This window comes from Candidatus Formimonas warabiya (assembly GCF_002777255.1).
Lineage (GTDB): Bacteria > Bacillota > Dehalobacteriia > Dehalobacteriales > Dehalobacteriaceae > Formimonas > Formimonas warabiya.
The window spans coordinates 76,042-102,010 of record NZ_CP017634.1 but is presented as its reverse complement, the minus strand read 5'-3'; the positions used below and the strand labels follow the sequence as shown (position 1 = coordinate 102,010).

The window sequence follows — 25,969 nt, the reverse complement described above, 5'->3', positions numbered from 1 at the left end:
ACACCTTCTTAAATATTTAGAATATTTTTGGATCAAAAAGTTTTAGTTTTTTAGACGCTCTTTTTTTACTTATGAAAAATATAGTACGTTTGGGGCTGGTGCATGATCACCTAAGCAAGAATCAATATCATCATGTGATATTATCACATTATCTCTATTTCTTCTAAGTTTTTGATTTTCCTCCTTTTTCTTCATAAAATATTTATATGATTATGACTTTTAACCATTAATTCAACTAAAGACTGTAACGACGAAACATTACAGCCTTTAGTTATTTTAGTTTGAATCAGTTAAGACTTTTGCAGACAGAACTATGCCTGTATTACTTTAACAATCCCATTCTTTCTAAAATACCTTTAAGCTCTTTTTTCAGATCATCACTGAGTTCAAGAAAGGGTAAACGAGTGGGGCCGGCAGGAATTCCCAGAATATTCATAGCTGCTTTTGCAGTAGCAGGCATACCGCCTTTCTTTAAAAAACGGCGATATTCGCCCCAGCCATTAAAATAGATATCCGCTGCTTTTTTGTAGTCACCTTCCTGAGTTGCTTTGTACATGGCAACGATCATCTCGGTCATGAAGGAAGAGCTCGTAGAAGTAGTGCCTTTATATCCCATGGCCAAGCAAGGGACTGCCATTACTTCACTCCCGCAAATGAGTGTAATTTTGTCACCAGCCAGGTATACGGTTTCTTCCAATTCTTCAATATCACGGGTACCTTGTTTGCAGGCAACTACGTTAGGAATTTCTGCAATTCTGGCAATAAATTTTGGGGTCATATGGTTTCCGGAGCGGCTGGTATTATAGGCCATAATACCAATATCAACGGCATCATTTAAGGCTTTATAGAACTGGTACATTCCCTCTTCACTTACTTTCTGATAGTAAGGTGGTGTACACATGACACCATCGGCGCCAATTTCCTTGGCATATTTTGCCAACTGAATTGTTCTTTCAATATAGCTATCTGAAACATTGCACACAACAGGGATTCTACTTTTCACCGTATCGACGGCAATTTTGAAGATAAGCTTTCTTTCTTCCATGGTCATAGAAGAAAATTCTCCTAAACTGCCCCCTATAACCATCCCATTGGAACCAAAGTTAATCATTCTCTCCAGGTTCTGCTTTAAGCCTTCAATATCTAAAGAAAAATCTTCTTTAAACGGTGTAATTACGATACTTTGTACACCCTTCATTTGTTCTCTTAATTGCGCAGATGTCGTCATCTCAATTCCTCCTCGTAAAATAATAAACTGCAAACATAAAATCCTTCTAGCAATCCACCCTGTGTTTTGCACTTAAATCCGATCATATCCGTTTCATATTACACATATTAAGGAAAGATTATTTACCCCTCCATACGATCACCTCCAAATTTTATACTTCTGTTATTTGCAATTTCATGCCATAACAATAACCACCAACTCGCCAACTGTTTATTCAGCTATTATGGGCGGAATAGTATCTATGCTTAAAAAGTTTTAAAAACATAAATCCATATATTCGGAATTTTCCATATGTCCGGACTTTTTTTGATATGAAAATACCCGTCCATTTTGTCCGTAAGTACAAAATGTGAAAAAAATTTTGAGACGGCAACAAAAAAAACCCCTTTCACTATTGGGGGGATCAATAATAGCATCAGGGGAGTTTTAGTAAATGGTACGCGCTTTTTTTAAGTTACTCTTTTCGGTAATTATTCACTTTATCTGCATACATGGCCGTCAATTCTTCCGCAACCTCCATACTGGTACCTTCACTGAAAATACGGCACACAGGTTCATCCGAATCCGGAAGAACTAAAGCCCAGCCGTTTTCATGCCGTACTTTGACGCCGTCCAACAATTCCGTCTCTCTTTCATGCTCTTCAATGAGCCGGCGCATCACGGTTCCTTTGGCATCCCAGGGGCATTCAATTTCCCGGCGGGAGACATAAAATTCGGGAACGGCACCGATCAAAACAGATAAGGTGGTTTTTTCTTTGGCTAAATATTCCAGAATATTGACAAAGGCATGAATGGCATCAAATTGCATGGAAAACTGCTGATAACCAGTCTGGCTATTGCTCATCTGTTCAGACAATACTTTTTCCATAAAAAACTGTCGGGCCGTTTTGGTACGGATGACGGTACCTTGGTATTGACGGGCCATTTGCTCAATCACCTGGGAAGCGGTAACAGGTATCACCACTGTACAGGGAGTATTGGTCTTGAGCAGAATCAGGGATACCAGAGCAGTAAAAAGATCTTCCTGAATAATGGTCCCATTGCTGTCGATCAAAACCAGATATTCTCCGTCGGAGCTGATCACCACACCCAAGTCACATTTCAGATGAAGGACCTGATCCCGCTGCCATTTTCCATCGTATTTTAACAGGGTCTCATTTTGGATCCGTTCCGACAGGATCACTTCACAGCCTAATTTTTCCAACATACCAGGCAAGTATGCCCCAAAATTGACCGGATCATAATCAACAAAAATGCGCAGCCGGAAACTCTTTAATTGATCAACATCCACCGACTTGATCAGGTCTTCATAATAGGCACTGACAATATCCGGATAGATATTTAAATTGGGCACCTGAGTTCCTGTGACCCGGCGAAAATCTTCCCGGAAAAAAGCATTCTCAATTTTTCGTTCCTCGGATTTAGAAATATTTGCTCCTTTCCGGTCAAAAAAAGTAATGCAAACTTTTTCCCCATGGTCCATCGTGCTCACGTGCATTCCCCCGTGCACGCCCAATGTTCTTACCCCATATCGACTGACCGGTGTCACGGTTTTTCCCAAATCAAGAACATGACATCCTGTTGATAAAAGTCCCACGGCAAGGGCATTCTTGATCATTTGGGCACAAGGATACCCGTCGGCTGTCACCGTTACCTGACCTTCTTTTTTACTGCAGGATCCGAAGGCTGCTCCCAAGCGTACGGCAACTTCCGGGGTGATGTCCACATTGATGGTTCCCGATACGCCGTTTGCGCCAAACAAATTCTTTTTGACATTTTCCGCCCAGATTAGACTTTCCTTTAAAATCGTCCCTTTTCCCACGGTTTTATGGGGCCAGATTTTTACCCCCGGTTTGACAGCGGTATAGCTGTCTAAAACCGTGTCGTCCCCGATCACTGCTTCTTCGTAAACAGCGGCGTGAGATTTAATTTTTACCCGGTTGCACACGGAAGCGCCTCTTAAGGTAACCTTTTTACCCAAATAAACATTATTCCAGATAATGCTTCTTTTTAAAGAGACTCCTTCGTCTAAAATACTATTGGCACCAATGACGGAAAAACTTCCCACACAAGCATCCTTACCGATTTTTACATCCTGGCCGATAAAGGCAGGGGATTCCAGGCGCGCTTCCTCATGAATTTCCGCACCTTTACCCACCCAGATCCCCGGAGCAAGCTGGGCCCCCCCGGGAACAATGCCCGTGCGGCCGGCCAAAATATCATAATGGGCTTGCTGGTATTGGGAAAGATTGCCGATATCACACCAATATCCCGGCATGACGCAGCCAAAAATAGGATACCCTTGGCGCAAAAGCAGGGGGAAAAGATCTTTGCTGAAATCAAAGCTGGTAGCCGGCGGAATAAAATTTAGGATTTCCGGCTCGATCACGTAGATGCCTGTATTTACCGTATCACTGAACACTTCACCCCAACTGGGTTTCTCCAGGAACTGCTTGATGCATCCATCGGCATCGGTAATTACCACCCCATATTCCAGCGGGTTAGGAACTCTGGTCAGCACAATCGTCACAGCCGCTTTTTTCGTTTTGTGAAAGTCCATGATGGCGCTAAGATCAAAATCGGTTAGGGCATCACCGCTAATAACCAAAAAAGTATCATCCAAAAACTCCTGGGCATTTTTTACGCTTCCTGCCGTACCCAAAGGACTTTCTTCCACAAAATATTGCATTTTGATACCGAAATCGGACCCGTCGCCAAAAAAATCTTTGATATCTTCGGGCAAATACATTAATGTTGCCCCCACATGGGCAAAATTATGGCGATAGAGCAACTCTACAATATGCTGCATTATCGGCCGGTCCATCACAGGCACCATCGGTTTCGGCCTGTCGCAGGTTAAAGGACGCAAACGCGACCCCTCACCACCAGCCATAATAATGGCTTTCATAGCATCTCCTCCTGTTAGTGTGATTTAAGAAGCCCGGTGAAGGCATTCAGTACACTGATCCTTTCCTGGGACCCGGTTTGTGCTTGAACCGGCCCTGTCTCCCACTGATGTTGCCTTGCCTCCTCCTGTACCCTTTGATAGACTTCTTTCGTTTTCCAGGCAATTTTGCTCCAGGAAAAATGAGTGGCCACTTTCTGATAGGCTCTTGATTTTAATGTATTTGCATATTCCGGATTTTTTAACAAGTGAATAATGTTATCCGCCAGAGAATTGGGATTATTGGGGTATGCTTTCAACCCGTCCACCCCGTGTTCCACGACTTCACTGAATCCTCCTACGTCCGTTACCACCACCGGGGTTCCTGCCGCCATACCCTCCAAGGCCACAATGCCGAAAGGTTCATAAAGGCTGGGAAAAACGGCCACATGGGCGTTTTTATAGAAACCGTTCCTGATCGCATCATCGATGTAACCGGTAAAATACACCTTGGAGCTAATATTAATCATATGTGCTTTCTTTTTCAGGTATTCTTCGCTGGGGCCCGTACCGGAGATGATGAATTTCGCGTCCGGACAGTAATGCAAGATTTTCGGAGCGGCATCCAAGAGAATATGCAGTCCTTTTTCCGGAACCAGCCGTCCTACAAAAAAGACCATTTTTTCCTGGTCATGGGCATAGTTTTTCCGGTTAAAGGAATGCCCTACCGATTGAAAGGAGCCGATATCCACCCCGTTGGGCACCACATGAATTTTATTTTCGGGGAGTTGGAAAATTCTTTGGAGTTCTGATTTCATATAACGGCTGCACACAATCACTCTCCATGCTTCATAGGTGAGCCACCACTCCACGTCACTGATATAGCGTTGGACATCATTATGCAATCCCTGGTTTCTCCCATATTCCGTGGCATGAATCGTCGCCACCAAAGGAATTTTGTAGGCGTGTTTCACGGCCCGGGCCGCAAATGCCACCAGCCAATCATGGGCATGAATCAAATCGAAAGGCCCCTGGCTTTCCATGACGCTGATCGCCTTTTCAATTAAGGCAAAATTTAATTGCAGAACCCCGGTCACAAAATCCCGGGAAGGCAGATTGAGGCTATTAACCCGGTAAACCTTAATGTTATTGATCATTTCCTCTTCAGGAGCTCCTTGGGCGGAACCGGTCAACAGGTGTACTTCTTCCCCTTGAGCAGCCAGATCTTTCGTCAGATGATAGACATGCCTGCCCAATCCACCTACATTGTGGGGGGGAAACTCCCAAGAAAGCATCAAAATGCGCATTGCTTTCTCCCCTCTCATTAGACTACGTAAAAAAGCGCAACACGTGCTGCGCTTTCCAAAAAACGTGCAAGAAGGATAAAACCTATTTCTCAAACAGCTTTTATTGATTGCCGGTATGAATTTCAAAGCTCCAGTTGCTTCCGGCGTTATTGTCCCAATTTCCTCCGCTGTCGTGAAAACAGAAATTTAATCGGGTGGGATCGTTCACGTCAAAAGTTTTTTCAAATCCCCGGGTAGTCTTTCCCATTTTAAAATCATACACATCATACCACCTGTCGTTAGGGCCATAGCCGGTATGTAAAAACACTTCGCCGGCACCGGATTCTGCCAATAACCCGTAATACAGAACGGTCACTTTGGCCCCGGCGGTAATGGGCGTAGGATCGACTACCACGCCGCCGGGATATTCCGCCTCCCGCATCAGCCGTAATCTATCATCATTTTTGGCAAAATTTGTCCACTTTTTGTCCAAATTTCATTCCCCCTAGATAAATATTTTCCTGAGCTTTTTACCATTATTAATATTCCGGTAAACAAAATGTTTTATGTATGGGAAAAAAAGGCTTAATAAGAACCGGACCCGGAGGAAATCCTAAATAGGGACCAAAATAATTTTCATGATGAAGGAGGAAAAAAATGTACCAGTTAAGCAATCAAGGAATCAGACTTGACCCCATGCCCGACCAAGTCGGTGAAAAATGCCGCATCACTTATGAAGGTTTATTAAAACAATGCGGAGCGGACCAGGTTTATTTACACTGTGGTTTCGGTTCTAGTTGGAATAATGTTCAAGATCTGCCTATGTACAATACCGCTAACGGATGTACCTGCGATGTTACCATGGCACAGGATGGCCTATTCAACTTCTGTTTCAAAGACAGTGCCAATAATTGGGACAACAACAATGGGTCCAACTGGTCATTTACCATCAAGCGTTAGGGACAGAATAATGAAAAAACGCGGCCGTTTCCTTCCGGCCGCGTTTTTGAATGCAAAAAAATTACGCTTTCTGGGTCTTATTTTTCTCTTTGCCATTCCTCATAAATATACACCAGCTCTTTGTCAAAGAGGGATCTTTTTAAATCAACGGCAGCAGCCCGGATGCGGGGAAGGATTTCCCCGGCCTCCTCGTCGTCTAAGGTGATGCCGTATTCGTTAAACTTCATCATGATGGCCTTGGTGCCGGAATGTTTTCCAATCACAATCTGCCGCTCCAGACCCACATCCTCCGGCGAAAAGGCCTCATAGTTGGCCGGGTTTTTAATGGCTCCGTCGGCATGAATCCCTGATTCATGGGCAAACATATTGGAGCCGACAATGGCTTTCCACACCGGTAAATTCCGGCCCGATGCCTGGGACACGTATTCAGCTACTTCCTTGAAACGCTCCGTCTTAAAATGAAGATCAATATCCCATAAATGCTTCAGGGCCATAACCACTTCTTCTAAGGCCGCGTTGCCTGCCCGTTCCCCCAAGCCATTCATGGTCACACCCACCCAATTGGCACCGGCCTTAATGCCGCCCAGAGCGTTTGCCGTGGCCATGCCGAAATCATTATGGGTGTGCATTTCAATATCAATATCGGCGGCCTTTTTTAACTCTTTAATCTGGTGATAGATTAAAAAGGGCTCCATGATTCCTACCGTATCACAATAACGCAAACGGTTTGCTCCTGCCTTTTTGGCTTCGATAGCAAACTGAGTGAGAAACTCCAGATCCGACCGGGAGGCGTCTTCCGCGTTCACAGAGATGTACACGCCTTCCTTTTTGGCAAATTCCACGGCCTTGACCATTCTGTGTAATACTTCTTCCCGGGTACTTTGGAGCTTATGTTTAATGTGAATATCGGAGGTAGAAATGGAGATGGCTACGGAATCCACCCCGCAGCGCAATGATTCTTTGATGTCGCCGATCACCGCCCGGTTCCATCCCATGATACTGGCCTTTAACTTGAGACCGACAATCTTTTTGATCGCTTCTTGCTCATCACCGCCCATCACCGGCACCCCGGCCTCGATTTGGTCTACCCCCATATCATCCAAGAGTTGGGCGATCCGGACCTTTTCCTGGTTGGCGAAAACCACGCCTGCGGTTTGTTCTCCATCCCGCAAAGTGGTATCCACAATATAAATGCTCTTTGACATAATTATCCCCCCAATTTAGCACTTATTGATTAAGATCGTATCTGTAGAAAAATTCTTAATATTGCAATAATACCACATGAAAGCCATTCTGAAAAGACGCAAATCCTGCAATAAGAAGAATTTATACTGTATACTTAAAGGATTTTCCCTTTTTGTGTAGAAGTGTGTCATATTTATTGGCAAAAAGGAGGTCATCAGCCATGGTGGAACAAAGAATCAGAAATCACCACCTCATTCAAAAAATTATGTCGCCCAACGAAGCCTCATTGTTAATTAAAGATGGGATGAATATCGCGACCAGCGGATTTACCCTGTCCAGTTATCCCAAGGCAGTGGCACTGGCCTTGGTGGAAAGGTTAAAAAAATCCGGAGAAAAAATCCGGATTGGATTATATACAGGTGCATCTGTGGGCGAGGAACTGGACGGCATCCTGGCCCAAGAAGATTTTTTATGCCGGAGATATCCTTATCAAACCAATGAATCGTTAAGAAAGCGCATTAACGCCGGAACCTGCGCCTATACCGACATGCATCTGAGCCATTTTTCCCAATACGTAAAAAACGGTTTTGTGCCGAAAGTCGACCTGGCCATCATTGAAGCAGTAGCTATTACGGAGGAAGGCAATCTGATTCCCGGTAATTCCCTGGGCGGTTCCCCTACCTTCGTGGAAATGGCCGATCAGGTCATTGTGGAAATCAACCTGAGCCATCCTTTGGGATTCGAAGGTATGGCCGATGTCTATTCCGTGGAAAAACCTCCTTTTCGAAAACCCATTATGATCACCAAACCCGATGACCGCATCGGCACCACCTATATTCCTTGCACACCGGAGAAAATTGCCGCAGTGGTGATCACGGATATTCCCGACCAAGGCAAAAAATTTGCGGCAGTGGATGAGACCTCCCAGCAGATTTCCCAACATTTAATTGACTTTTTAAAACAAGAGGTTTCCGCCGGCAGACTGCCGGAAAATCTTCTCCCCATCCAGTCTGGGGTTGGTTCCGTGGCAAATGCGGTTCTGGCCGGTCTCAAGGAATCCAGCTTTGAGAATCTCTGGGTTTATACGGAGGTCGTGCAGGATGCCGTTCTGGATTTAATTGACGTAGGAAAAGTAAAGGCAGCTTCCACCACAGCTGTTTCCCCTTCACCGGAAGGTTTGAAAAAATTCAAAGAAAACATTGATTTTTACAGAGATAAGATCATCCTGCGCCCCATGGAAATCAGCAACAATCCGGAAGTAATCAGAAGGCTGGGCGTCCTGGCCTTCAATACCGCCATCGAAGCCGACATCTACGGCAACGTAAACTCTACCAACATTATGGGTTCCAGAATCATGAACGGCATCGGCGGATCGGGAGATTTTGCCCGCAACGCCTATATTTCCGTATTCACCACCCCCTCCACAGCGAAAGGGGGAGCCATCTCTTCCATTGTCCCCATGGTATCCCACCACGACCATACCGAACACGATGTCATGGTCATTGTCACGGAACGAGGTTTTGCCGATTTGAGAGGACTCTGCCCCAAAGAACGGGCCAAAACCATTATTGAAAAATGCGCCCATCCTGATTACCAGCCCATGTTGTGGGATTACTTCGAAAGAGCCTGTAAAGGAAAGTTTCAACATACGCCCCATGTGCTCGATGAAGCCCTGTCCTGGCATAAAAGACTGCTGGATACGGGAAATATGAAAGCGGAATAAAAAAAGCCCTCAAAGGGCTTTTTTATTCGCTTCCGTTCCGGATGAGGTGATAGAGCTTTACAGTCTCCGGTTCCGGTACGGTGTCGTAGTCCCTCTCCATCGTAACTGCCAGTTCATGGTACATAGACAAGGCCTTCTGTCTTTTCCCCGCCTGCCCCAGTATCTCCATAGCCAGTCTTACTACCGGTTCATCCACCGGTTCAGCAGCCAAATATTGGCGGCAGGCTTCCAGCGCCGCCGTTAAATTATTTTGGGCATAATGGGCATGGGCCAGCTTCAGCAGGGCGTCCAGGTAGCGGCGGTACAACTGGTTGCGGATAGGATTGGCCCAATCCTCGTAGACGTCTTCCGGTAAAAAGGTGCCCCGGTATAAGCGCACTGCCTGATCCAAAGCGATCACCCCGTAAGGGCTGCCCGTTTCCAGGTAATGCACGGCTTGCTGAACCTCGGCCGTGAAAAATTCATAATCGCAATAGACCTCCATTCGAGGGTTCAGATAAACTTTACCCCGGCGCAGGACCACGCTGTCTTCATCTGCGCCGGACCCGGCCAAAACTTTGCGCACATAGTTTAAGGTCGTTCTCAAGCTGGCGTCTCCGGCCGGGAGGTCACTGCCGGGCCAAAGCTGCTCGATAAGTTCCTCCTTGGTATGATCCCGCCTGTCCGCCAGCAGGCATTTGACCAGTTTTTCCGCCCGCCGGGTTTTCCATTCCTTTTTGTCAATTTCCCATCCGTTAATAAAAAGGCGAAATCCACCCAGAAAAAATGCGTAGATCACCGTCATTCCCTCTTCCCTGGCCCGGTCTTGAAAGAGAGAGACGGCGCAGGCACGCTGCTGCTTATGGGGTGACAGCAGCAGGCAGCCCAGTTCCCGCCGTGAACGGAGGGGAAACCACCGGCTCAGCAGCCGGACCGCCCAGTTTATGTGGATATTCTTCAGTACCGCCCGGCGACACATGGTGTAAACCGTTTCATCGTTCCATTCCCAGAAATTTACCCACTGGCCGGCTTCCGCCGTACCCAGAGCCTGGCCCAGGAGACTGTCCGCAGCCTTTTCATCGCCCTGAAGCAAGTGGACGTGGGCCAGCAGCAAGTTGGTAGCTGCCAGGTTCTGCTTAGCTTCATTCTGGCGCCAGCGCCCGGCGGATTTTTCAAACCACTGCCGGGCCAGATCAAGCTCTCCGGCTTCCAGGGCCACAATACCGCCTAAGGTAAATGTATAATAATCAATACCCTGGCCATAAGGGAAAGCCTGAAACCTGGCTAATAGGTTCTCGGTTTCCTGTAGGAGTTCTCCCGCATTTTCCCCGGTTCGAATGCGGGGCAGCATATTGAGAAGAGCTGCTTGGATGGCAATGGAAGTGCCTCCTCCCGCCATAAAATAATCGTAGGTAAGGGCAAAATTGCGTCGGGCTTCCATAAAGTTTCCTGCTCTGGTATTTTTATAGCCAAGGTTCAGGTAAACACGGCCTGTATGAATGGGCATGTGATATTTTTCCCCGATACGCAGGATTTGCCGGCAGATTTCCTCAAAAGACGTATGATCCTCGCTAAAGTTGACGACAAGAATCAAAATCGTATACCCCGTTATCAGACAGCGCTCATTTTCCTGGACAAAAGGCATGTCCAGAGCCTCTTCAATTAATTGGCGGGCATAGGATAAATTGCCCAAACGATAATGAATGAAAGCGGACATATAAAGTACATTCATTTTAAATTCCGGGTTAAGTTCGAGCCGGAGGGCAAGCCGGCTCAGCTTAAGTCCCTGGGGCAAGTCGTCCGTATACATGGCGTTCCAGAGCGCCGCGGTCAGGGCTGCCCCGCGGGACCGGGGATCCGTTAACAGGGAGGGCTTTGCCAAAAGGCGCCGGCCTAGTTCTTTTCCTTTTTTATAATCACCACTGAAGACGGATGAGCTGATCATGGCAAGCAGGCAGCAAGCCTCACATTTGACATCCTCTTTTTCCACGGCGCAGTCCATGGAAGCGGATAAGATGGTTATTGCTTCCACGTCGTCAATTTGCATCATACTTTTCCCTTTATAATAAAGAAGCCAGTGATCCCCAGCTACCAGTTTCTCCGGCAGTTGTCCGATCCACTTGAAAAGCCCGTCCAAACGGCCCGTGCCGGTAAAGTAATCGTAGCCATAGTGATGAATCAAATGGGCCGCCCTAGGCCAATCGGCGCAAATCACCGCTTGCTCGATGGCCCGGTCAATATCCCCTTTCTGTTCAAAAAAAGCACCGGCCCGGCTGTGCACAGTACCAATATAAGCCGGGGATAGAAGTTCTCCCGCCCTGTCCGCCAGGTAGGCACCGATCAGGTGATGGATGCGCCAGGTAACCGGCCGGCCTTCCACCCGGCTCAGCAAGCCGTATCTATGAAGCTGTTCCAGCATTCCCAAGCTGTCGGTGCAGAGAAAAGCTGCCTGGCACAGTTCTGCTTCCAGGTAGGGGAGCAGCGAGGAATTCAGTAAAAAATCCTTCAGGTGGGCCGGCAGCGTCGCCAGCAATTCGTTGCTCAAATACTGGTACAACCTGGAGTCTTCCTGCCGGGAAGCCCGGATCACCTTATCCGGCTGGTCCCCCGACTGTTTCATGTAGATTCCTGCCAGGCGCAGACCAACCGCCCATCCTTCCGTCCAGGCATGGACAGCGGCTATTTCCTCCTCTGTCAGCGTGAGTCCCATTAAGGAAAACAAGGACCGGGCTTCCTCAATGCCAAACAAGAGCTGGCTGCCCCGGATTTCCAGCAGATTTTCGTTAAGCTCTTGGCGGTATAATTTTAACGGTAAATTGCTTCTGCTGATCAGCACCAGATGGATGTGATCCGGAAGCCAGCGCAGGATACGGTCAAGAATCGCGCATGCTGCCTCATTTTCATGAATCAGATGGACATCATCAAGGACCAGGACTAGTTCCCGGTCTAAAGGGAGTTCTGCCAAAAAGGCGGTGACAGCAACCGGCCAGTCACGGGTTAGGTTTTCCAGGCTGGTCAGCGTGCGCAGGGACTCAGTACCAAATGCAGGCACCACCCTTTTGACGGCATGAATCAGGTGATAAAGCAGGTTTGAAGGCTCCCCATCCCGTTGCTCCAGATTGAGCCAGGCCGTAAGAGGCCAATCCTGCTCTTCCAGGAGGGAAGAGACCCAAACGCTTTTGCCGTACCCGGCCGGTGCTACGACAGTGGTGATAGGATGAGACAGCAGTTGCTGACCCAGGTGATGCAAACGGGGGCGGATCAGCAGGTTTTTGATATGGGGGGGTACGATCTGGCCGTAAGCCGGCGGTATGCGAGACATAGAATCACCTTCAAGGGTTATATTTTGACCTAGATTACCATTTCCCAACATCCGGCATGATATCACAAAAATATTGCAATTGTTTGCTAGACTGTTGCTATAGATGCTATTTTAAACATAATTTGGGGAGGTGTAAACATGTTTTCATCTAGTGCGCAGAAAACGCGGAAATACCGCTTTAATGGAAAGGGGATAAAGAAAATAAATCCGTCAAAGGACATTCACAAAAGTAAAGGAGTGATTTGATTGTGGAAAAGAATTTCCTCCCGGCAATGCTGAAAAAAAGGTCTTATGGTAAAGTTAGAATGAGAACAGGAAAAATGATGGATCTGCTGCTCGCCCTTGTATTGCTCCTTTATACCGCAATTCCTGTGCTGGCGGCACCCCCTGGTGATTTAACCGACATCCCGGACAATTGGTCAAAAGCAGCAATTGAGGCAGCTATTTCCCATGGTTTGCTCACCGGTTCAGACAACAAAATCATGCCCAATGCCAACCTAAAACGGGGAGAAATGGCCGCCATCGTCAACCGTGCCTTCGGCGCATCCCAAAAAGGCAGCATTTCCAAATTCACCGACGTTTCCGCCGGAAAATGGTATGCCGACGACATGGCAAAGGCGGTACAGATGGGCACATTCAAGGGAAACGGCAACCAAATGGGTCCCGAGAATTTTATTACCCGGCAGGAAGCCTTTACAGCACTGGCCCGGGCCTTCAAGCTCAAAAGCACCGATTACGGCCCCCTTGACCAATTCAGCGACAAATCCCAAATCAGCGATTGGGCGAAGCCTGAACTTGCCGCCCTTGTTGCAGCCGGATATATCCAGGGCAGAGAGGGCAAATTAGACCCAACTGCCCACGTCACACGTGCTGAATTTGCCCAAGCCATGCATCATATTTTAAAAACCTACATTCAAGCACCCGGCACATACACCACCGTTGCCGACGGCAATGTGATGATCAATGTACCGGAGGTGACCTTAAAGGGTGTCACAGTAAAGGGCGACCTGATCATTGGCGACGGAGTGGGCACAGGAAACGTAACCCTAGATGGGGTTAAAGTGGAAGGCCGCACCGTTGTGCGCGGCGGCGGCAAGAACTCTATCCATGTGATCAATGGCTCGACGATCAATGGGACCATGATAATTGATAATGTCAATTATGAAGTCCGCATCGTCACCGACCAAGGCACCACTGTCCAGAAGCTGGAAGCGGGCTCCCAGGTTATACTGGAAGGCAGCTTTGGAGAGGTAACTGTGATAGGCAATAAAAGCAGTACAACAAGTGTTGAGGTGAAGGGAAATATCCAGACTCTAAATGCGGAGACAAAAGCCGAATTAATCCTGACCAGTGGCACCGTTTCCAAGATCAATGTGGCACAAACGGCGGGCGGTACCATCATTAGCACAGCTCAGGGCGCTATAGTTGAAACGGTTATTGCCCATGCTCAGGCCGATATTATGGGAAACGGCGCTGTCACCAATGTGGAGGCAAAAGCCAATGATGTAAAAGTGGATACTCTAGGGACTAAAGTAAGCGTAGGGCAAGGTGTCACCGGTGTGACCGCGGGAGGAAATGCCGTTGCCGGAGGGTCTGCCATCATCACCACCGCCGCTGCTACAGGTGGCAGCGGCGGCGGCGGTTCTGCACATACCTCATCCGCCAATGCAGACTTGACTGGAATTGCACTATCTGCCGGAACACTTTACCCTGTATTTGTTTCCAATACTACCCAATACTATGTCTCTTTACCAGACCATACAAATAGTATCATGGTCACTCCGGCGACGGCGGAAAGCCATGCCACAGCGAAGGTAAACAATACCGATGCATCAAGTCCGGTAGCTCTTTCATCCGGCTTAAACACGGTTGAAATTGTCGTGACCGCACAGAACGGCAGTACAAAAACATATCAAATACAGGTTATGTGTGCCGATGCTGTTTCAGTGTTTGATAATACTGCTTCCGATGCACCGAATACAAGTGAAATATACAATAATTCATATGATTTTACTACGTCAGGCACCTATGGGCCTGCTTCAGGAACAGCAGCTATTACCGGCAGTGTTACTATTAAAGCGGCAGGTATAACCCTGAAGAATATGAAAATAGTTGGCGATCTGACCTTTGGGCGTGAGATCGGTATTGGGGATGCTGCCATAAACAATGTAACTGCATCCGGCAACACCATTATTAACGGAGGGGGCAGCCACAGTATTCATATCCAAGGAGACTCGGCGTTAGGGAATATTACTGTTGATGATCAAACCGCCATTCCAGATAATACCATCCGGATCGTTGGCGAAGGAATAAGCCAGATTGAATCAATTGATGTAAAAACCCCGGTTATCATTGAGGATAATTCATCAAACGCCAATAGCAGTATCGGTTATGTAAAAGCTGTGGAGCCGGGTCTGGCCACGATCAGCGGAAACAATGCAAATGCCTTGATTCAAAACATCATTGCCAAAGCCCAGTATTTTATTGACCAGGCCTATGGAGAAGATGGCAAAGTATTGCCCTTGTATGGATCCATCAATATGCTCAATAACGACACAAACGGGATTCACAGTTTAAAGCAGTATTTGTACCCGTTGGAAAACAATGATGAAAAAAACCCCCATAATGTTCCGGAGGATCTGGAGGGTACCTATCAAGAAGTACAAGAGGCTTATATGGATCTTTGGTCGGACTGGTATACCAGCTTTCCATTATTGGGCATCGTTAAAAACTCCCGGGACATGGATCAGCCCTGGATTACGCGCAATGGTTACGAAGCTGCCGTTGCGGAGCAGCAGTATATGCTTAACGATTGTTATCATAATTTTAATGCTTTCGGGCTTTCAGACACGAACGCATATCAAGATGATACATTACCGGGACACATTGATATCAATGCCATTAATGTCGGTAACTATCTGGACAATTTGCAGAAGCAGCTCATGGTGGAATCGGTAAGTGTATCTGATTCGGTTTATACCATTACATTTAAGTATAATAATCATATTTTTAGCGACGAAGATTGGAACGGAATAGTCGAAAGCATTGAGGACGCAAATAGCAATTCCTTCACTGCCAGGGCAGGTGAGGACGAAATTCGTGATATCGGCATTGCCGGAAGTGAATTTGAAGATGTTCATTTGAAAACAATGATACTCACGGCAAAAGAAGAAAGCGTGGCCGCCGGCACCACGATCACCATCCCATTAACAGCCTTCCACCTTGGTGATGTTTCAACGATGATTGCGGGAGATGTTTTCGACGTAACCTCTCCTGCCATCGAAATACAAATCCCGCTGGATGATCAAAATTGGGAGGAGTAGCTGCCAATAAAGTGAAAAAGCTGCCGGACACCATGTCCGGCAGCTTTTTCACGATCATACATCTCAAAAACAATCCCCGGCTTTACTTCATCTTTTCCGTGAGCAAGGCATTGACCATGCCGGGATTGGCTTTCCCCTTGGATACTTTCATCACCTGGCCCACCAAAAAGCCCAGGGCTTGTGTTTTACCTGCCTTAAAATCTTCCACCGACTTCTGGTTGGCCGCCAGGACTTCCTCCACCATGGCCTCGATGGCCGACGCGTCGGAAATTTGCACCAATCCTTTTTCCTTGACGATCTCTTCCGGCTTTTTCCCTGTCTTGAACATCTCTTCAAATACCGTCTTGGCAATTTTTCCGCTGATGGTCCCCTTGTCCATCAATTTCAGCATCCCCACCAGCATGTCCGGCGTAATGGGAGATTCGGCAATGTCCTTATCCTCCGCATTTAATAGGCGGATCAGTTCTACCATGAGCCAATTGCTCACCACTTTGGCTTCCGGATAATCTTGCACACAAGCATCAAAAAAATCCGCCAGGGCTTTGGAGCCGGTAATAATGGAGGCGTCATAGGCCGGAAGGCCGTATTGGGCTATCAGCCTTTCTTTGCGGGCCTGGGGCAGTTCCGGCAAGGTTTTCCGGATATTTTCCACCCATTCCCTGCTGATCACCAGGGGCACCAGATCCGGCTCGGGAAAGTAACGGTAGTCATGTGCCTCTTCCTTGCTTCTTAAAGACAGGGTGATGCCTTTCCCATCATCCCAGGTCCGGGTTTCCTGGACAACTTCCCCGCCCTCTTCCACCACGTCGATTTGACGTTGAATCTCGTATTCCAAAGCCCGCTGCAGGGCCCGGAAGGAATTCAGGTTCTTGATTTCCGTCCTGGTTCCCAAAGCGGTACTGCCTTTAGGCATGACGGAAATATTGGCATCACAGCGCAGGGAACCTTCCTGCATTTTGCAGTCGGAAACCTCCGTATATTCCAGAATCGCCTTCAATTTTTCCAGGTAGGACCGGGCCTCCTCCGGAGAACGCATATCCGGTTCCGAGACGATTTCCAGGAGGGGCACACCCGTCCGGTTATAATCCACGAGAGAATAATGGGAGGTGGAGATGGTCGCCCCGGCGTGAACCAGTTTTCCCGCGTCTTCCTCCATATGGATCCTGGTAATGCCGATGCGTTTTTGCTCCCCATCCGCCTCAATATCAAGATAGCCCCGGACACAGATGGGCAGGTCATACTGGGACGTTTGAAAGTTCTTCGGCAGATCGGGATAATAATAATTCTTCCGGTCAAATTTGGAAAACTCGGCAATCTGGCAGTTTAAAGCCAGGCCCGCCTTAATGGCAAAATCAACTACCTTCTTGTTTAATACGGGGAGAACGCCCGGAAGCCCTAAACAGACCGGGCAGACATGGGTATTGGGGTCCCCGCCGAATTCCGTAGTACACGTGCAGAATATTTTTGTATTGGTTTTCAACTCCGTATGAACTTCTAAACCAATGACCACTTCATACTGGTCCAAACTCATCTTATGCCACCTCCCCGGAAAGGTTAGGCTTGAGATTGTTCGATCCGGCCGATTGCTCGTAGGCAAAAGCGGCGCGCAGAATGGCTTCTTCTCCAAAAGCCTTGCCCATCATCTGGAGCCCTACAGGCAGCCCGTGAGAAAAACCGCAGGGCAGAGAAATGGCGGGGATACCGGCCAGATTGATGGGGATGGTACAGACATCAGATAAATACATGGCCAAGGGATCATTGGCTTTCTCCCCGCATTGAAAGGCCACGGTAGGAGCGGTCGGGCTGATTAATACGTCAAATTTTTCAAAAGCCCGGTCAAAATCCTGTTTCACCAGGGTCCGTACTTTCAAAGCCTTTAAGTAATAAGCATCATAATATCCGGAACTCAAGGCGTAGGTGCCCAACATAATGCGCCTTTTTACCTCCGCACCGAAACCCTCGTCCCGGGTTCTCTTAAACATGCTTACAATATCCTGCATCTCCCTGGCCCGATGACCATATCTCACCCCGTCATAGCGGGCCAAATTGGAACTGGCCTCCGCCGATGCCACCAGATAATAGGCAGGTAAAGCGTATTCCGTATGGGGCAGGGAAACTTCCTCCACCTCTGCGCCTAAATCCGCCAGCTTATGGACGGCATCCAGCACGGCATTTTTCACTTCGGCTTGTAACCCTTCCCCAAAGTATTCTTTCGGGATACCGATCTTCATTCCCCTTACCTCGCCGGTGAGACACTCCCGGTAATCAGGAACGGCCACTTCTGCCGAAGTAGAGTCCTTGCCGTCATATCCGGCGATCCCATTCAGCACCCAAGCACAATCCGTGACATCTTTCGTGACCGGCCCGATTTGGTCTAAAGAGGAAGCATAAGCAATCAAACCGTACCGGGAAACAGAACCATAGGTAGGCTTCAAGCCTACCACCCCGCAGAAAGAAGCGGGCTGGCGAATGGATCCCCCGGTATCTGATCCTAAAGAAAAGATTACTTCGTCTGCCGCTACGGCAGCTGCCGCACCGCCGCTGGAGCCGCCGGGAACACAGTCCAGATTCCAGGGGTTTTTCGTAGGAAAAAATGCGGAATTTTCCGTAGAGGATCCCATAGCAAACTCATCCATATTTAATTTCCCCACCAGGATGCTGTCGGCTTCCCTTAGCTTTCTTGCCACCGTGGCGTCATAGGGAGGAACAAAACGGTCCAGGATCTTAGAAGAGCAAGTTGTGGGAATTCCCTTTGTGCACATGTTGTCTTTTAAAGCCATGGGGATGCCGGCTAAAGAAGGGAGCCTTTCTCCCCGGGTGATGCGGGCATCCACTTCCCTGGCCCGGGCCAAGGCCTGATCTTTCTCTATTTGGAAAGTAAAGGCATGAATTTTCTCTTCCACCTGGTCTATTCTCTCATAGATGCTTTGGACCAGTTCGTAAGAGCTAATTTCTTTTTTCATCAAAAGCCCATGGAGTTCATGGGCCGTCTGCCGGAATAAACTCAATCTACAAAACCTCCTTTTGAAACCTTAAACGATCTTCGGCACCCGGAACTGACCCTCTTCCTCATAGGGAGCATTTTGGAGCACCTCTGCTCTGTCCATGGAGGGACGGACCTGATCCTCCCGTAACACATTATGTATGGGCAACACGTGGGCCGTGGGAGGGATTTGGCTGGTATCCAGTTCCTGAAGCTTCCCGATGTATTCCAAAATGGCATTCAGTTGCCCGGTATACATTTCTTTTTCCTCTGCCGTTAATTCCAAACGAGCGAGCATGGCCACGTGCTCCACATCTTTTAGGGAAATAGCCATTGTTTCACCATCCTTTGACAAGCTAAACACTATTGTTAATTATAGCAGACCAAACCATTAAATGGCAAGAACACCTGAGGGTCCCGGCCTTTAGTCTCTTCTCAAAGCCTCAATGGGATCCAATTTGGACGCCTTATTGGCGGGATAGATGCCGAAAAACAACCCCACGCTGGCGGAAAATAGAAATGCCACCAAGATCGTTTTCCCGGAAACCAGGGACGGCCATTTGGCAAAAAGGGCTACTAAGCTCGGGCCTTTGACAGTTGAATAAAGAAAGAATCCCTGAAAGCCTTGAGATAGGCTTATTTTTTTGTCAAATTTTCGCACTTCCAATTGCGTGATAACGCGTGATATGTTATAATATAAGTAGTTTGGAGGATTGCTTATGAGATTAAAGGTATCACGTTCAAAAAATTCAGCTTCACTTTATGTTACAAAAACTGTTTATATGAATAAGAAAGAACGCACAATTACTGTTGAGAAACTTGGAACCGAAACTGAACTCAGGGAAAAACTTAATGGTGCAGATCCATATGAGTGGGCTAAAGAATATATAAGAAAATTGAATGAAAAAGAAAAGGAACAAATACGGAAAATACTTGTTCCTTTCGAGCAATCTAAAATTATTTCGAAAGACGAACAGCGTTCCTTCAACGGCGGATATCTATTTCTGCAAAAGATTTATCACGAACTCGGAATTCATAAGATCTGTAAAGATATTTCCCAAAGGTACAAATTTGATTTTGACCTGGATTCAATTCTCTCAAGGTTAATTTACGGCAGAGTTATCTTCCCTTCCTCAAAACTTGCAACATACGAGCTTTCTAAAAGGTTTATTGAGCAGCCTAATTTTGATTTACATCAAATATACAGAGCTCTTGAAGTGCTTTCCAAGGAAACAGGTTTTATTCAGTCCTCTTTGTATGAAAACAGCCTTAAGGTTTCCAAAAGAAACACCAGTGTACTTTACTATGATTGCACCAATTACTTTTTTGAAATAGAACAGGAAGACGGCAGTAAACAATACGGTCCGTCAAAAGAACACAGACCAAACCCAATAGTCCAAATGGGACTATTCATGGACGGGGATGGCATTCCTCTGGCTTTTAGCATTAACAGGGGTAATATGAACGAGCAGCTGACTTTAAAGCCATTGGAAAAAAAGATTTTATCCGATTTTGAACTTTCCAAATTCATCGTCTGTACTGATGCAGGCCTTGCTTCCGAAGATAATCGAAAGTTTAACGACAAAGATGGACGGGCGTTTATTACAACTCAGTCTATTAAAAAATTAAAAGAGCACCTAAAAAAATGGGCTCTTGCTCCAGATGGCTGGAAACTTCCAGATAGCGAAAAAACCTATGACATTTCCAAGCTTGATGAAATGATAGATAAAGCCACTACTGAAGATAAAGCCAAAATACGAGCTAAAGTTTTTTACAAGGAACGTTGGATCAAAGAAAACGGTTTTGAACAAAGGCTTATTGTAACCTACTCTATCAAATACAGGGATTATCAGCGTAAAATCCGTAACTCTCAAATAGAACGTGCCCAAAAGGTTATAGATGCAAACCCAATAAAAATTAAGAAATGCAATCCTAACGATTACAAAAGGTTTATTCATAAAACAAGCTGTACTCCTGATGGAGAAGTCGCAGAAAAAGAGATCTACAGCATTGATTCTACTCTCATCCAGAAAGAAGAAGCCTTTGATGGTTTTTATGGAATTTGCACAAACCTTGAGGATGATGTATCTGAAATCATCAAGGTAAATCACAGGAGATGGGAGATCGAAGAATGCTTTAGGATTATGAAAAGCGAATTCAAAGCAAGACCTGTGTACTTAAGCAATGATGACAGGATTGAAGCGCATTTTACCACTTGCTTTATATCGCTAATTATTTTTAGGCTACTTGAAAAGAGGCTCAACGAAAATTTCACATGCCACGAGATTATTGGCGGGCTGAGAGATATGGATTTTCTAGAAGTTAAAAACGAAGGGTATGTTCCAACCTACACAAGAACAGATTTTACCGATGCGCTTCATGATGCTTTTGGCTTTCGCACGGACTATCAGATTGTTGCAACAAGCATCATGAAAAAAATTTTTAAAGAAACGAAAAAGTAAAAAAAGTACGCACTTTTTACACATACATTAAATCCTGCAAAACCTTTCAAATCAAGGCTTTGCAGGATTTTTATTTTGATCAAGTGTCAAATACGGGATTATAGCAGACCAAACCATTAAATGGCAAGAACACCTGAGGGTCCCGGCCTTTAGTCTCTTCTCAAAGCCTCAATGGGATCCAATTTGGACGCCTTATTGGCGGGATAGATGCCGAAAAACAACCCCACGCTGGCGGAAAATAGAAATGCCACCAAGATCGTTTTCCCGGAAACCAGGGACGGCCATTTGGCAAAAAGGGCTACTAAGCTGGCCCCGCCATATCCTAGAATGATGCCCATGATGCCGCCGAAAACACAGATGCAAACAGCCTCAATAAGAAACTGGCCCAGTATATCCCGGCGGCAAGCGCCCAGGGCCATACGGATACCGATTTCCCGGGTACGCTCCGTCACCGACACCAGCATAATATTCATCACCCCGATTCCCCCCACAAAAAGGGAAATCCCCGCAATCGCGCTCACGACCAGGGTCATAATTCCCGTAATCTTGTTGGCCGACTGCATTTCCTGTTCCATGCTGTATGAGAGATAATGGCCGGGTACATGGTGACGCCGTTCCAGGATTTTTTTGGCCCGTTCCATGGCCAGATTGACATCTTCCTTGCTGCGGGCACTCCCCTCCAATTGGTGGATCATGTCCCACCCGGTAATACTTTTGGTCATGGAGTAGGGAATATAGGCCCGTTTCGACGAATTCCAGCCCAAAACAGATTCTTCTTTTTTCAATACCCCGATTACGGTAGCCGCATTCCCATTCAGCATCACCCGCTGCCCTACCGGGTTGCCGTATCCAAATAATTCCACGGCAAGTTCTTCGTCCAAAACTGTCGCGCGCCGCCCCATCTCCTCATCCGTGCGGGAAAAGTACTTTCCCCATCTGAAATCGAAATTTCTGATCTCGTCGTAATCCCCGTTGGTGCCGATGACTTCGGCGGACTGTTCCCCCCGGGTGCCCCGCACGTGCATCATATCATAGCGGACGGGAGAAAGATATTTCACCTCAGGCACCAGCTGTTTAATCACCTCAATATCCAGGTCAGAAAAATCCCCTTGCCGGGTGCCCTCTCCGTCCTCGTAATTCACATAGATGGCAAATAAATTTGTGCCGAACCTTTCCATTTCGCTGATCAGCATCGCCCGTCCCCCCTGACCAATAGCCATGACGATGATCACCGCAGTGATGCCGATGACGATGCCCAGGGTCGTTAAAAAGGAGCGCATTTTATTGGCCCGAATACTCTCCACGGCTAATCCGAAAGACTCCCATAAATTCATCGGTTATGCCCCCTCCGCTGGTTGATCGGATGTTCCCGTCCTGGCCTGGACAGGATTTTCCACCGCTTCATCATGCACCAGCAGCCCGTCCCGAAAGCGGAGAATGCGTTGGGCATGCCTGGCAATATCGGCTTCGTGGGTGACCAGGACAATGGTGGCCCCTTCCCGGTGCAATTCCTGAAAAATCGCCATAATTTCCTCCCCGGTGCGCGTATCCAGGGCTCCTGTAGGCTCGTCGGCCAGGATCACAGCGGGATGGTTGACCAGGGCCCGGGCAATGGCCACCCTTTGGTTCTGCCCCCCGGACAACTCATTAGGATAATGGTGTTTGCGGTCCGACAGTCCTACCCGCTCTAATGCCAAAGCAGCCTTTTTCGCCCGGTTGCCGGATGAAACACCGCCATAGATCAAGGGCAGCTCGACATTTTTTTGGGCTGTCAACCGGGGCAATAAATTAAAGGTTTGAAAAACAAAACCAATCTTTCGGTTGCGTACTTTGGCCAGTTCTTTCTCGTTCATTCCTGCCGTTTCCACATTATCCAATAAGTACGACCCCCCTGTGGGGCGGTCCAACAAGCCCAATAAATTCATCAAGGTTGACTTTCCGGAGCCGGAGGGTCCCATAATCGCGGCGAATTCTCCCGATTTGACATGAAAAGAAATGCCCCGCAATGCTTCCACTGAGACCCGGCCCGTAAAATATGTTTTCCTTAAATCATGAATTTTGATCATGATTTTCCCCTCCTCTTACCTGCTGCTCGTTTTTTGCTCCGGGCTGACCAGCACTTTTTGGCCATCCTGGAGCTCCGGAGGAGGATTCAGGATGATTTCTTCTCCCTCTTTTAAGCCGGAAATCACCACATCATACAACTCATTTCCCAAAGCGGTGCGGATGTTTCTTTTCCGCGCCGTCCCGTTCTCCACCACGTATACCATTTTTGTCTCTTCCTGGCTGACGATGGCCTCTACCGGAATCGTCAGCAAGTTTTCTTCCTTCATGGTGGTGATTAATAAATCCACCGTAAAGCCCAGTTTCAGGCCGGCGGTGTCTCCCGTCAGCTTCACGGTAACCGGCAAGGATACTCCTTCATTTCCTTGGTTGTCGGACGTAATGGCGGCATTGGAGACCCGGCTCACTTCGCCCGTAAATTCTTTTTCCGGCAACACGGCGCATTCAATTTTTACCGGCTGGCCTTTTTTCAGACTGCCCGCATCCATTTCATTCACATTTGCCGTAACCTCCAGGGCATCCGTGTTTCCCACCACGATCAGTCTGGTCCCTTCCTGCACCTGGCTTCCTTTTTCTGCCCCCACAAAAAGCACAACCCCATCTCCGTTGGCAATAAAAGAGGCCAGCTTTACCCGCTCGTCCGCCTGGGCCACTTCTTGCTCCGCCAAATCCACTTGGGCCTGCAAGGAAGAAACCTCACTCTCCGTTGCCTTTTCCCCGATCAGCGCAGAGGCTTCCAGATATTCCTTTTCCGCGCCCACGTATTCTGTCTCGGCTGATTCCAGGTCTTCCGCTGTCACCGCGCCCTGGTCGTAAAGGCTTTTGACGCGTTCGTAATGCTTCTTTGCCTGAGAATACTGGGTTTCTTTGTGTTTTAAGTCAATTTGGTCATTAACAGCCCGGGCTTTGGCCAAGGCAGCTTTTTTGGCCGCCAAATCCGCATTGGCTTCCTCCAAATCCCGCTGCAGTCCTAAGGTATCCAACCGGCCCAGGTTCTGCCCTTTTTTTACGGCATCCCCCACCTTCACGGACAAATCCATCAAAATACTGTCTACAGGAGCAAAAAACTCCTGTTTGGTCACCGCGTCCAACCGTCCATTCGCCACCACGGTCTGTTCCATATCCTGTCTTTCTACTTTCGTTGTCGTTACCGGCAGCCCATTGCTCTCGCTGCGGTGCGAAATAAAATATATCGCTACCGCTGCCACGACCAGAATGGGGATTACCCATTTACCCCTCCGGGACCACTTTTTCACCCCGAGACGAAATTTAGCCAACTTCGTAATCTTTTTCTCGTTTTCCGTGTCCATTATTTCTCTCCCTCTATTTTTCTGCTTCTTTGACCTCATCCATGCACCTATCTGTTTCGTTGTGAAAACAAAAGTCATTCATATAGACGTACAAAGCTAAAAGAAATGTTTCCCTGTTTTTATAATTTTTTTAAAGTTTACCATATTTCATCCCTATTTAGGGTCATAAATTATTACTTAATACTATTTTTACATAAATATTCATGAAATGACAGGATTTTAGCAATAAACGGCGAATAAGTAAAAAATCTAACAAAAGATGATTTGGAGGAGCTGAAGTGCGCAAATTCGCAATTATTGCCGCAATTTTCATTCCCCTGGCCTTTTCGAGTCCGGCTTTGGCCGCAAACCCCACCCAGAACGCAAATGTTGTCCACGTTGTGAAAGCCAGCGAAACCTTATCCGGAATTGCTTCTATCTATCATGTGACAGTCCAAGATATCGTTAATTATAATAAATTGTCTAATCCCGATAAATTGCAGATTGGACAAACCCTTCTCATACCCGGTAAAAATAACAATCTATCTACACCGCCGGCAAAAAATAATGAAGGGGCGGCGGACGGAACACAATATGAGAAATATGTAGTAAAAGCGCGTGATACCTTTACCAGTATCGCCCGAACGGAAGGGGTAGCGATTGCGGACATTATTGCCGCAAATAAGACGGTGAATCCCAACGCCCTCCAGATCGGACAGACCTTGCTCATTCCTGTTTCCAAGCAAAATCAATCCTTGGCCTCCCGGAAAGACGACCGAACCCATGACGATAATGATAACAATGGCAATGATCCTGAAGAAGCCGAGGCGGACGATCTTGCCGCTGAAATTATTGATTATGCGGAAGAGTTTTTAGGATATCCCTATTCCTATGCGGCATCAGGACCGGATTCCTTTGACTGCTCCGGTTTTATCCGTTTTGTATTCAGTCATTTTGAGATTGACCTGCCCCATAGTTCAGCTGACCAGGCCGATGAAGGAGACCGGGTGAAACAGCGGGACCTGATTCCCGGCGATCTCGTCTTCTTTAAGACTTCCGGCAGGGGAATTTCCCACGTGGGCATCTATATTGGGGACGGTGATTTTATCCATGCCAGCACAACTTCCAAGGGCGTAATCATCTCGGCTCTTTCGGAAGAATATTATGAGAGCCGTTACGTAACGGCAAGAAGAGTGTTTTAAAAAGGACAAGCCTTTTTTCGGGGCCCGGTTACCGGGATAGGGAGAAGAATAACGGGACAAAAAAGAGTCAACTCATCAT

The 25,969-nt window shown here is 47.2% G+C and carries 18 protein-coding genes; 6 read left to right on the top strand and 12 right to left on the bottom strand.

The window, feature by feature from the left end; genetic code table 11:
* Window positions 1–322: 322 nt before the first annotated feature.
* The 4 genes from dapA to DCMF_RS00405 all read right to left on the bottom strand — a co-directional run bounded on the left by dapA (window position 323) and on the right by DCMF_RS00405 (window position 5,891).
* The gene (dapA, locus tag DCMF_RS00420) at window positions 323–1,228 is read right to left on the bottom strand and encodes a 4-hydroxy-tetrahydrodipicolinate synthase (protein WP_148132602.1); all 906 of its coding nucleotides are present in this window, start codon (window positions 1,226–1,228) and stop codon (window positions 323–325) included.
* A 454-nt stretch (window positions 1,229–1,682) separates the two neighbouring features.
* Window positions 1,683–4,136: a mannose-1-phosphate guanyltransferase gene (locus DCMF_RS00415; RefSeq protein WP_148132601.1), complete on the bottom strand. Its 2,454-nt coding sequence runs from the start codon at window positions 4,134–4,136 to the stop codon at window positions 1,683–1,685.
* Between the two features lie 14 nt (window positions 4,137–4,150).
* Entirely contained in the window at window positions 4,151–5,419 is a 1,269-nt protein-coding gene (locus DCMF_RS00410) for a glycosyltransferase family 4 protein (protein ID WP_148132600.1), read from the bottom strand.
* A 100-nt stretch (window positions 5,420–5,519) separates the two neighbouring features.
* Complete coding sequence (locus DCMF_RS00405) at window positions 5,520–5,891, bottom strand: carbohydrate-binding protein (RefSeq protein ID WP_335582377.1); 372 nt, start codon at window positions 5,889–5,891, stop codon at window positions 5,520–5,522.
* A 164-nt stretch (window positions 5,892–6,055) separates the two neighbouring features.
* On the opposite strand from DCMF_RS00405, the gene DCMF_RS00400 reads away from it, so the two are divergent.
* A complete protein-coding gene (locus tag DCMF_RS00400; protein WP_148132599.1) occupies window positions 6,056–6,358 on the top strand; it encodes a carbohydrate-binding protein in 303 nt (100 codons plus the stop codon).
* A 77-nt stretch (window positions 6,359–6,435) separates the two neighbouring features.
* Here DCMF_RS00400 and nifV read toward each other — a convergent pair whose 3' ends face one another.
* Window positions 6,436–7,563, bottom strand: coding sequence for a homocitrate synthase (gene nifV, locus DCMF_RS00395; protein WP_418219614.1), 1,128 nt, complete (start codon window positions 7,561–7,563; stop codon window positions 6,436–6,438).
* Window positions 7,564–7,763: 200 nt separating this feature from the next.
* Between nifV and DCMF_RS00390 the strand changes: the two genes are divergently transcribed.
* Complete coding sequence (locus DCMF_RS00390; protein ID WP_148132597.1) at window positions 7,764–9,266, top strand: acetyl-CoA hydrolase/transferase family protein; 1,503 nt, start codon at window positions 7,764–7,766, stop codon at window positions 9,264–9,266.
* Between the two features lie 22 nt (window positions 9,267–9,288).
* On the opposite strand, the gene DCMF_RS00385 is transcribed toward DCMF_RS00390, so the two are convergent.
* Window positions 9,289–12,567: a BTAD domain-containing putative transcriptional regulator gene (locus tag DCMF_RS00385; protein ID WP_214658985.1), complete on the bottom strand. Its 3,279-nt coding sequence runs from the start codon at window positions 12,565–12,567 to the stop codon at window positions 9,289–9,291.
* 248 nt (window positions 12,568–12,815) lie between these two features.
* On the opposite strand from DCMF_RS00385, the gene DCMF_RS00380 reads away from it, so the two are divergent.
* Complete coding sequence (locus tag DCMF_RS00380; RefSeq protein WP_148132595.1) at window positions 12,816–15,890, top strand: S-layer homology domain-containing protein; 3,075 nt, start codon at window positions 12,816–12,818, stop codon at window positions 15,888–15,890.
* 82 nt (window positions 15,891–15,972) lie between these two features.
* Here DCMF_RS00380 and gatB read toward each other — a convergent pair whose 3' ends face one another.
* Genes gatB through gatC form a run of 3 tightly spaced genes read right to left on the bottom strand, consistent with a single transcriptional unit; the run spans window position 15,973 to window position 19,207 of the window.
* Window positions 15,973–17,421, bottom strand: coding sequence for an Asp-tRNA(Asn)/Glu-tRNA(Gln) amidotransferase subunit GatB (gene gatB, locus DCMF_RS00375; RefSeq protein WP_148132594.1), 1,449 nt, complete (start codon window positions 17,419–17,421; stop codon window positions 15,973–15,975).
* Window position 17,422: 1 nt separating this feature from the next.
* On the bottom strand, window positions 17,423–18,898 hold the full coding sequence (gene gatA / locus DCMF_RS00370; RefSeq protein WP_148132593.1) for an Asp-tRNA(Asn)/Glu-tRNA(Gln) amidotransferase subunit GatA: 1,476 nt from the start codon (window positions 18,896–18,898) through the stop codon (window positions 17,423–17,425).
* Window positions 18,899–18,922: 24 nt separating this feature from the next.
* Complete coding sequence (gatC, locus tag DCMF_RS00365) at window positions 18,923–19,207, bottom strand: Asp-tRNA(Asn)/Glu-tRNA(Gln) amidotransferase subunit GatC (protein WP_148132592.1); 285 nt, start codon at window positions 19,205–19,207, stop codon at window positions 18,923–18,925.
* A gap of 148 nt (window positions 19,208–19,355) precedes the next feature.
* Here gatC and DCMF_RS30300 point away from each other — a divergent pair, with 148 nt between their 5' ends.
* Complete coding sequence (locus DCMF_RS30300) at window positions 19,356–19,478, top strand: hypothetical protein (RefSeq protein ID WP_335582376.1); 123 nt, start codon at window positions 19,356–19,358, stop codon at window positions 19,476–19,478.
* Window positions 19,479–19,592: 114 nt separating this feature from the next.
* A complete protein-coding gene (locus DCMF_RS00355) occupies window positions 19,593–21,335 on the top strand; it encodes an IS1634 family transposase (protein WP_148132591.1) in 1,743 nt (580 codons plus the stop codon).
* Between the two features lie 149 nt (window positions 21,336–21,484).
* On the opposite strand, the gene DCMF_RS00350 is transcribed toward DCMF_RS00355, so the two are convergent.
* From DCMF_RS00350 to DCMF_RS00340, 3 genes are read right to left on the bottom strand one after another with little or no spacing between them, the layout of a single operon-like run.
* Window positions 21,485–22,669 (bottom strand): ABC transporter permease, encoded by a 1,185-nt coding sequence (locus tag DCMF_RS00350; RefSeq protein WP_148132590.1) that lies wholly within the window; start codon window positions 22,667–22,669, stop codon window positions 21,485–21,487.
* 3 nt (window positions 22,670–22,672) lie between these two features.
* Complete coding sequence (locus tag DCMF_RS00345) at window positions 22,673–23,401, bottom strand: ABC transporter ATP-binding protein (protein ID WP_148132589.1); 729 nt, start codon at window positions 23,399–23,401, stop codon at window positions 22,673–22,675.
* 15 nt (window positions 23,402–23,416) lie between these two features.
* Window positions 23,417–24,709 (bottom strand): efflux RND transporter periplasmic adaptor subunit, encoded by a 1,293-nt coding sequence (locus DCMF_RS00340; protein ID WP_148132588.1) that lies wholly within the window; start codon window positions 24,707–24,709, stop codon window positions 23,417–23,419.
* A gap of 278 nt (window positions 24,710–24,987) precedes the next feature.
* Here DCMF_RS00340 and DCMF_RS00335 point away from each other — a divergent pair, with 278 nt between their 5' ends.
* Complete coding sequence (locus DCMF_RS00335) at window positions 24,988–25,890, top strand: C40 family peptidase (protein ID WP_148132587.1); 903 nt, start codon at window positions 24,988–24,990, stop codon at window positions 25,888–25,890.
* The last annotated feature ends 79 nt before the right edge of the window (window positions 25,891–25,969 follow it).

Bases quoted from the DNA above. Each gene is read 5' to 3' on its own strand.
- dapA (WP_148132602.1), bottom strand. From the start codon at position 1,228: ATGACGACATCTGCGCAATTAAGAGAACAAATGAAGGGTGTACAAAGT.
- DCMF_RS00415 (WP_148132601.1), bottom strand. From the start codon at position 4,136: ATGAAAGCCATTATTATGGCTGGTGGTGAGGGGTCGCGTTTGCGTCCT.
- DCMF_RS00410 (WP_148132600.1), bottom strand. From the start codon at position 5,419: ATGCGCATTTTGATGCTTTCTTGGGAGTTTCCCCCCCACAATGTAGGT.
- DCMF_RS00400 (WP_148132599.1), top strand. From the start codon at position 6,056: ATGTACCAGTTAAGCAATCAAGGAATCAGACTTGACCCCATGCCCGAC.
- nifV (WP_418219614.1), bottom strand. From the start codon at position 7,563: ATGTCAAAGAGCATTTATATTGTGGATACCACTTTGCGGGATGGAGAA.
- DCMF_RS00390 (WP_148132597.1), top strand. From the start codon at position 7,764: ATGGTGGAACAAAGAATCAGAAATCACCACCTCATTCAAAAAATTATG.
- DCMF_RS00385 (WP_214658985.1), bottom strand. From the start codon at position 12,567: ATGTCTCGCATACCGCCGGCTTACGGCCAGATCGTACCCCCCCATATC.
- gatB (WP_148132594.1), bottom strand. From the start codon at position 17,421: ATGAGTTTGGACCAGTATGAAGTGGTCATTGGTTTAGAAGTTCATACG.
- gatC (WP_148132592.1), bottom strand. From the start codon at position 19,207: ATGGCTATTTCCCTAAAAGATGTGGAGCACGTGGCCATGCTCGCTCGT.
- DCMF_RS30300 (WP_335582376.1), top strand. From the start codon at position 19,356: ATGCCGAAAAACAACCCCACGCTGGCGGAAAATAGAAATGCCACCAAG.
- DCMF_RS00355 (WP_148132591.1), top strand. From the start codon at position 19,593: ATGAGATTAAAGGTATCACGTTCAAAAAATTCAGCTTCACTTTATGTT.
- DCMF_RS00350 (WP_148132590.1), bottom strand. From the start codon at position 22,669: ATGAATTTATGGGAGTCTTTCGGATTAGCCGTGGAGAGTATTCGGGCC.
- DCMF_RS00345 (WP_148132589.1), bottom strand. From the start codon at position 23,401: ATGATCAAAATTCATGATTTAAGGAAAACATATTTTACGGGCCGGGTC.
- DCMF_RS00340 (WP_148132588.1), bottom strand. From the start codon at position 24,709: ATGGACACGGAAAACGAGAAAAAGATTACGAAGTTGGCTAAATTTCGT.